The sequence below is a fragment of the Amycolatopsis rhizosphaerae genome (genome assembly GCF_007713715.1).
In the GTDB taxonomy this organism is placed as follows: domain Bacteria; phylum Actinomycetota; class Actinomycetes; order Mycobacteriales; family Pseudonocardiaceae; genus Amycolatopsis_E; species Amycolatopsis_E rhizosphaerae.
Map to the genome: position 1 here is coordinate 1 of NZ_VJWX01000496.1, position 5240 is coordinate 5240.

5 protein-coding genes and 2 pseudogenes are annotated in these 5240 nt (G+C 71.9%); 4 read left to right on the top strand and 3 right to left on the bottom strand.

Translation table 11 applies throughout. From position 1 onward, the window contains the following. A pseudogene (locus FNH05_RS38425) lies at positions 1-244 on the top strand (MFS transporter); the annotation flags it as partial. A gap of 15 nt (positions 245-259) precedes the next feature. Here the strand turns inward: FNH05_RS38425 and FNH05_RS31475 are convergent. Continuing rightward, the gene (locus FNH05_RS31475; RefSeq protein ID WP_144592490.1) at positions 260-661 is read right to left on the bottom strand and encodes a nuclear transport factor 2 family protein; all 402 of its coding nucleotides are present in this window, start codon (positions 659-661) and stop codon (positions 260-262) included. 80 nt (positions 662-741) lie between these two features. Here FNH05_RS31475 and FNH05_RS31480 point away from each other — a divergent pair, with 80 nt between their 5' ends. Then, positions 742-1185 carry a MarR family transcriptional regulator gene (locus FNH05_RS31480; RefSeq protein ID WP_222426763.1) on the top strand — a complete coding sequence of 148 codons (444 nt, stop codon included), beginning with the start codon at positions 742-744 and terminating at the stop codon, positions 1183-1185. A gap of 4 nt (positions 1186-1189) precedes the next feature. On the opposite strand, the gene FNH05_RS31485 is transcribed toward FNH05_RS31480, so the two are convergent. Continuing rightward, positions 1190-2089, bottom strand: a complete 900-nt coding sequence (locus FNH05_RS31485; RefSeq protein WP_144592491.1) for a DMT family transporter — start codon at positions 2087-2089, stop codon at positions 1190-1192. 174 nt (positions 2090-2263) lie between these two features. Beyond that, positions 2264-3367: an enolase C-terminal domain-like protein gene (locus FNH05_RS31490; protein ID WP_144592492.1), complete on the bottom strand. Its 1104-nt coding sequence runs from the start codon at positions 3365-3367 to the stop codon at positions 2264-2266. 278 nt (positions 3368-3645) lie between these two features. Between FNH05_RS31490 and FNH05_RS31495 the strand changes: the two genes are divergently transcribed. After that, positions 3646-4398, top strand: a complete 753-nt coding sequence (locus FNH05_RS31495) for an acetate uptake transporter (RefSeq protein WP_144592493.1) — start codon at positions 3646-3648, stop codon at positions 4396-4398. 448 nt (positions 4399-4846) lie between these two features. Continuing rightward, positions 4847-5240: pseudogene (locus FNH05_RS31500) on the top strand (hypothetical protein); the annotation flags it as partial.

The window sequence follows — 5240 nt, forward strand, 5'->3', positions numbered from 1 at the left end:
GTTCCGCGCCGGGCTCGGCTCCGTCGTCGCGGCAGGGCCGCCGGGCACGCGCGCGGAACTCACCTCCACCTTCTTCCTCGTGCTCTACATCGGAATCACGATTCCGGTGATCGGCGAGGGCGCGGCCGCCACCGCGTTCGGGCTCGTCCCGTCCGGCCTCGCGTTCACCGTCGGCGTGGCCCTCCTGGCGGCCGTCGCCCTCGCGCTCCTCCTGCGGCGTGCACCGCCGGGCACGTCGCAGTGAGTCGCTCCAAGTGGCTCAGGCGGTGGCCGTGCCGTGTTCCGTCATCCGCCGCAGGAGCTTGCCCGAATCCAGGTACTCGCGGCCGCGGGCGGCCTTGCCCTCCCGGAACGTCCACACGTGCGCGAAGGCGACCTTGAAGTCCCGGCCGTTCACGCGGCCCGCGTAACGGCCTTCGACCACCACCGCGTCCCCGGCGTCGAGGAACCGTCTCGGTTGGACGGACAACTCCTCGTAGTGCCGAGGCAGCTCTTGGAAGAACCGGATCACGTCTTCGCGGCCGTGGAAGGGACCGCCCCAGGGCAGCTCGTCCGGGGTGTACCACTCCATCGCCTCGTCGAAGAGCGCGAACACCGCCGACGGGTCGCCGTGGGCGAAGGCTTCGTAGCCACCGGCCACCAGGTCCAGATTGCTCGGCATGCACGTCTCCTTCCCGGGCGGGACCGCCACCAACCGCCGACAGGTCCTAAGGCAGCCTGAAGGAATGGTAACCTCAGGAAGTGGACGGTGACCTCGAGCTGGCGCTCGCCGTGCGGGCCATGGTGGTGGCGACCGAGCAGTTCCGCGCCCAGCAGGCCCGAACCCGCCTCGGCGTCTCCCCGACGGAAATGATCGCGCTGGGCATTCTTCACGTGGAAGGCCCGCAGACGATCACCGACCTGGCCCGGCTCCTGGCCATCACCCCCGCCTCCACCACCGAGCTCGCCGATCGCCTGGTCCGGGACGGACATGTCGAGCGCCTTCCGCACCCGGCCGACCGCCGCAAGCGGCTGCTGCGCCTCACCCCGGCCGCGGCGGGGATGCTGACCGGAATCTACGAGGAGCTCGCACTACGGCTCGCGGGACTCGCCAGCCGCGAAGCCCGTCCCGCGGTCCTGGCGTTCTTGAGGTTGGCCACGGCTGCCATGGCCGGACGCTCGCACGACCAGCCCCGCGCTGTATAGGACGTTATACATCGCGGACGCATTCGGGCTCCGCCCCCGGCTGCTCGCTTTCCCCCTGCGACCCCTGCAGCAGCGGAGACCGCGCCAGCAGCACCGTGCACGCCGCGATCAGTGCGGCGCCCGCGATCTCGGCCACGATCCACGGCCCGCTCCGGACGGTCTCCCCGAACACACCCACTCCCCACCCGACCGAGGCCAGCGGATTCGACAGCGTCAGCCCCGGTTGCGAAGCGACCAGCCGACCCGCCCGCAACGCCTCCTGCAGCAGCAGGAACCCGAGCGGTCCGGCGACGAGCAGCGAGTAGGTCTGCCACGCGCCCAGCGCTTCGGCCACCCCGGCGTTGGCGGCCGAGGTCATGCCCGCCACCAGGGCCGCGGTGAACCCGAACCAGACGCCCGTCGCCACCCCGAGGAAGGCCGCCCGCCGGGCGTGGTGGCTGCGGCGTCCGAGCACCACCAGCGTCCCGGTCACCGCGACGGTCGCCGCGCAGCCCACCGCCCACGCCAGCGCGCCGGCACCATGAGGGTCTCCCCCGCTCGGTGAGAACGCGACGAGCAGCACGGCGACGCCCGCGCTCATGCCCAGGACCGCGCTCCATTCGCGGGCGTGCAGCCGCGAATGGAACACCGCGCTCGACAGCACCAGGGTGAACGCCAGTTCCACCACGAGGATCGGCTGGATCAGCAGGATCGGCCCGGTGGCCAGCGCCGCGGCCTGCAGGCCGAAACCGACGGCGATGGCGGTGATCCCGCCGATCCAGGCGGGCTGTTTCGCGAGCGTCCACAGCAGACCGAACGAAAAAGCTCCCTCCGAAGGCGCCTCGCGCGCCCCCTTGCGTTGCAGCACGGACGCGGTCGCGTTCGCCGCCGCCGCCAGAACCGCCAGCAGTACGCTGAGTGCCACCGATCTTCACCCTTCTCGCACCCCCGGCATCGTCACCGCCGGTGGCTACCCCCGGCCGGGCACTCGCACACCCCTTACGACGATCATCGAAGTGCGCAGTGCCGGGCCTGGCGCGTGTTTCCCAAGCGGCGGAGCCGCTTGCTCCTGCGCCGTCAACCACTGCCACAACAGGCTCTACGGCACCCGCACGCGGTAAGGCTCCAGATCCGGCCACTTCACGGTCAGGCCGAGGCCGGGGCGGCCGGGGTCGGGGACCAGCGCCCCGTCCACCGGTTCGAGGATCCCGTCGAAGGCGAGCGCCTCGATCCGGGTGTGGTCGTGGAAGTACTCCAGGTGCCGCAGTCGTTCCACCGCGCAGAACGCGTGTGCCGACACCGCCGGGGCGCAGTGCGCGGAAAGATCGATCTGGTGCGCCGCGGACAGTCCGGAGACGCCGAGCACGCCGGTGATCCCGCCGCAGCGGGTCACGTCCGCCTGCAGGCAGTCGACCGCGGGCGGCTGCAGGAGGTTGAGGAAATCCCTCGGCACGAAGGCGTATTCGCCCGCCGCGATGTCCAGCCCGCCCGGGGCGCGCTCCCGCACGTGCCGCAGGCCCTCGAGATCGGCGGAGCTGACCGGCTCTTCGAACCAGCGCACACCCCACTCCTCGGCCAGCCGCCCGGCCCAGTAGCGCGCTTGGCCCACCGTGAGCGCGCCGTTGGCGTCGGTGAACAACTCGACCGCATCGCCGATCGCCTTGCGCGCCACGGCGAGGCGACCGGGGTCGGCTCCGGGATCCCGGCCCGTCTTGATCTTCACCCGCGGAATGCCCTGGGCCACCCAGCCCGCCAGTTGCCCGGCGAGCCGGTCGCCGGAGTAGTTGGTGAACCCGCCGCTGCCGTACACCGGCACCCGGTCGTGGACCGCGGGCAGCACGGTGACCAGGGAGCGGCCGAGCAGGCGCGCCTTGAGATCCCACAGCGCGATGTCCACCGCGGAGACCGCCATCGCGCCCGCACCCGGTCTGCCGACGTTGCGGATCGCGGCCAGCATCCGGTGCGTCGCCGCGGCCGGTGTCAGCGCGTCCTCGCCGGTCACGGCGGCGGCCAGCTTGGACTGCACCAGGGTCGCGGCCGAGACGTCGGCGTAGGTGTAGCCCACTCCGGCCAGTCCCCCGCCGCGGGCCACCACGAGCACGAGTGTGGTGGCCTCCCAGGTGAGTGTGCCGTCCTGTTCCCGGCCGCCGGGCCCGTCGGTCGGGATGGTGAAGGCGTGGGCTTCGATCTCGTCGATCCGCATCGGCTTCCCCTTCCCTCCGGCATCGCCTACCCGGCACCCGGACGGGAAAACACCTGCCCTGGACAAGGTTTGCCTCCGGCACGAATCCCGGGCCCAGGGCGCGGCGGCTCACCTGGATGGGGTGAATTCGCGCCAGAGCCGCCTCGCCCGCCTCCGCACGAGGTGAGCCGCGACGATCGAGGGTTTCCGCTCCCCCCGACCGGTGAATTCCTGCTTCGTCCGGCGCGGGGTCCCCGAGCGCGGTGGCCAGCGACGGGAGCAGAGAAGGAGGAACAGCAATGACGCACGACATGACGGCGTCCACCGGCCGGCCTCGGGCAGGCGACGGCGACTACACCTTCTGGCGCGAACACACCCACATCAACCTGACCCCGGTGGCGGCACCGTCGATCCTCGGGCTCTTCGGTTTCGCCGTATCGACCTTCATGGTCGCCGCGAACCTGGCGGGCTGGTACGGCAACATCGCGACGCCGCTCATCCTGGCGCCGCTGGCGTTCGCCTTCGGTGGTGTCGCGCAAACCCTCGCGGCCATGTGGTCCTACCGGGCCCGCGACGCCCTCGCGTCCGCCGTGCACGGCGCGTGGGGATCGTTCTGGATCGCCTACGGGATCTACATGCTGTTCGTGGGCCTCGGCGGGCTGCCCAGCCCGGTCACCAGCCGGGCCGCGGCGGTCGCGTTCGGGTTCTGGTTCATCGGGCTGGCCGCGGTGACCTGGACGGCCACCTTCGCCGCGGCGGTCGAGAACGTGGCGCTGACCCTGGTGCTGCTGACCCTGGCCGTGGGTTCGACGCTGCTGGCGATCGGCCTCACCGCGGCCGTCGGGATCGTCCTGCTCCTCGGGGCGTACTTCCTGATCGCCTCGGCCGTCATCGCCTGGTACACCGGCAGTGCCATGGTGCTGGAGACGACCTACCAGCGGACGATCCTGCCGATGGGCGGGCGGCGGCGGCGCGAGCCGCCGGCACGGCCCGCCGGGCGGGTGCCGATCCAGTTCGAGATGGGCGAGCCGGGCGTCAAGGTCGGCCAGTAACGGCGGATCCCGCACCGGACGCGCGCCGGGTGGCCGTCTCGGGGGGACGGCCACCCGTCCGCGCGCCCCCGCCCCCGTGCGGTGAGCCTGTCGGCCGCCAAGGCGGCTTTCGGGGGCACACACACGGCACAGCGCCGGGCACCGTTACGGGCCCGGCGCGAATTTTGTCCGAAACAGCCGAAGGCGGCGACAGCCGCCCATCGATCCATTGGTATGGACCGGAAAACATCATCAGGCCGTCACCGGCTCACCGGGCGAGTGAAACTCGCGGACCGTTGTGGCGAGCGGGGAGCGTGGGGAGTTAGCGTCGGCGGGTGGCCCCGTCCGGTAAGCCTTTTCCGGCGACCCGTGGGCCCGACCGGCGCAACACCGCACAGACCGATCCGTTCCGGATCTTCCGGCCCAGACCCTGCCGACCTCGACCAGTGATCGACGGAAGGCCAAGCAAATGGACCGTGATACCACCAAGACCAAAACCGGCGCCAAGCACCGCCGTGCGGCCTGGACGGCGCTCGGCGGGCTCGGTGTCGCGGCCGGCGCCGCCCTGCTGACGGGCGTGCTGCCGGCCCAGGCAGCCCCAGGCCCGCAGGACGGCGCGCAGGCGCAGATCCAGGCCCAGGGCCTGCCCGGCCTGCACGACCCGATCATCGGGGGGCACGGCGACCCCGGCGCCAAGCCCGACGGAGACCACGGCAAGCCGGACCTTCCCGGCTTCGAAAAGCCCGGCAAGCCGGACGACTGCGACTACTGCGGCCACAAGCCGAAGCCACACAAGCCCGGTGAGCACGGCGAACACGGCAAGCCCGGGCACGGCAAGCCTGGTGAGCACGGCAAGCCCGGCG

Coding starts and splice junctions, on each gene's coding strand:
- FNH05_RS31475 (WP_144592490.1), bottom strand. CDS start 661: ATGCCGAGCAATCTGGACCTGGTGGCCGGTGGCTACGAAGCCTTCGCC.
- FNH05_RS31490 (WP_144592492.1), bottom strand. CDS start 3,367: ATGCGGATCGACGAGATCGAAGCCCACGCCTTCACCATCCCGACCGAC.
- FNH05_RS31495 (WP_144592493.1), top strand. CDS start 3,646: ATGACGCACGACATGACGGCGTCCACCGGCCGGCCTCGGGCAGGCGAC.